This is a genomic window from Streptomyces sp. NPDC096176, assembly GCF_044763255.1.
GTDB lineage: Bacteria > Actinomycetota > Actinomycetes > Streptomycetales > Streptomycetaceae > Streptomyces.
Window position 1 is genome coordinate 1 of the sequence record NZ_JBIWFV010000036.1, and the last position, 2,475, is coordinate 2,475.

Below are 2,475 nucleotides of genomic sequence, written 5' to 3' on the forward strand. Positions count from 1 at the left end.
AGCTGTTCCGGTTCAGCGGGACGGGCGCCGGCACGCTCGGCGGCCGGGTGCAGATCGGCAACAGCGGTTGGACGGCCTTCAAGGGCCTGTACTGATCCTTGCCCATCGAGTCGTAACAGCCTTTCGGCCATGGCCGAAAGGCTGTTACGATCCGCTCACCTGCAGTGGGGGGCACTGAGGGCAGGATGGGCGGGGCAGCCGACGCGCCCCTCACACATCTCATCGAAGCACTGCGGCTTCCGTGACGTTCCACCGGCGACGCGTGCCGATGCTCTGCGCTCCCTTCATGCACCGGAGATTTTTCATGTGCCCGAAGAGGAGACACGTGTACGGGAAGAGACCCTTGGGCGGTTTCGTCGCCGCTGCCGTCGTGTTGGGAGCGGCCGTGATCGCCGGCCCGGCGTCGCCCGGCGCCCTGGCGGCGGAGCCCTCGGCGCAGGTGGTGATCCCGGGCGTCACGACGGACGTCCCCATGCGCAGCGATCTGTTGAACGTCGGACCGCACGGGTACCTCCGCGTCGAAGAGGGGCGCGGTGCGATCTGGCGGTCGTACAACGGTGAGGCCGACGTCCAGGTCGACGCGACCGCGGAGGTCGACGGGCGCACGTTCGAGTGGGGCACCGGGTCGGATGTCGTCGCCCGGTACCAGGAAACGGCGAAGACCGTCGAGCTCCGGGACATGGTCACCGGTGACACGGTGACCGTCGCTCTACCGTCCGGCCATGAGTACCTCGGGACGTTCGGCAGGAACGTTCTGACCCGGGACTACGACTCCCGCTTCCATGTACTCGACATGGAGACCGGGCAGCTGCGCGACAGCCTCGTCGAGGGCGAGGTCTCGCGGGGCGGCTACTCCGTCATCCCGGGGCTCGGCGACGCCGACGGTCTGGTGATCGCGTACGCCGGGAAGATCGTGTGGCTGGATGTGACACAGCGACGCGCCGTGCCCCTTCCCCTCACCGATCTGCGTGCGGACGACCTGGCGCTGACCCCCGATCACCTGCTGTACCGGGCGAACGGCAAGGTGTCGATCTTCCGGCGCGACGACCCGACGCAGGCAGAACGCACCTGGCCGCTGGCGGACGGCGACGACACCCGCCTCCTCGGCATGGTCGGCGACGAGCTGATCGTGGCCCGCCACGATCCGGCGCTGGGCCCGCTCGACCGGGACTTCCACTCCTGGCGCGTCGAGGCCCAGCCGATGGACGGCACCGCGGCACGCACCCTTCTGGCCCGATCAGGGGGGAAGGCCAGGGCGACGGCCGACGGCGGCCTGCTGGTGCACGGCGGACCGAACACCTCCGACTGGGGCGTCCAGCGGATCGAGGCCGACGGCTCCCAGCGCGCAGTGGTGACCCCCGAGACCCGCGTCGTGTCGAGGACCGTGCCGAACAAGGTGCACCGCATGACGTTCAACCAGGGGCGCCTGACCACGGTGGAGGGCGTCGCCGAGCTCGCGCGTGCGGGTGTGTACACGCGCACCGCCGAACCGGAGGGCGGATCGCTCGTCCACGGCGAGCGGAAGGACCGCGGCTGGCTGGTGCTGCCCGACGACTGCGCGATCGACTACTGCCCGAAGGTGCAGGAGACGGGCGACGGGCGCATCGTCTACGGCGGTGAGAGGGGCACCGGCCCCACCCAGGTCATGCCGCTGCACCGGGTGTCCGACGGCGGCCAACTCCCGGGCACCAAGCTCGACGTCGGTACCGGCTCCCCGGGCTTCGTCGGCAGCTGGGGCCGCTGGGCGGTGGTCTACGCGACGGCGTCCGGCGGTGCGTGGGAGACCCGTGTCGTGGACACCGACACCGGCAAGGTCGCCAGGACGCTGCCGGTGCACCCGTTCGACCTCGCCGGCACCACGCTGTGGGCGGGAGGCAGCAAGGGCGAGGTCATCGGCTACGACATCCGGACGGGTGCCAGACTGCAGTCCGCGTACGCGTACATCCCGGACTGCTTCGTCGAAGGCGCTTCCGCGGTCGGCCGCTGGCTTCACTGGAACTGTTCCGGTCGCAACGACGAGGGCGTGTACGACCTTCAGACGCGCACCATCACGCCGCTCGGCATCGGGTACAACGCCGGTGCGCAGCTCGGCGACGGACTCGTCGCCTACCTGCGGGACGACAAGATCAGGGTGAAGGACCTGCGCGACGGCGGCAGCGAGTTCGACGTCGACGCCGGCCTGCCCTCGTATGACCAGGCCTGGTCGGTCGACCCGGCGACGAACACCCTCGCCTGGGCCGACACCAAGGGCGCGATCCGCCTGCTCGGAACCGGCGTCGCCACGTCCGCCCTGAACGTGGTGGACTCCGATGCTGCGGTGTCGGTGAACGTGAAGGGTGGTGTGTGGAAGCCGCGTTGGTGGTTGTCGAAGCCTGCCGGCTCGTGGTCGTTGGTGCTGCGGCACAAGGCGTCCGGGGTTGTGGTGCGGACGTTGTCGGGTGGTGAGGCGCGTGGTCTGGTCTCGGGTTCGTGGGA

1 protein-coding gene is annotated in these 2,475 nt (G+C 69.9%); it reads left to right on the forward strand.

Annotated elements, in window-relative coordinates; translation table 11 throughout:
• Positions 1-325: 325 nt before the first annotated feature.
• Positions 326-2,475: hypothetical protein (locus ACIQ7Q_RS34940; RefSeq protein ID WP_403871507.1), on the forward strand; the 2,150-nt coding region annotated here is incomplete at its 3' end.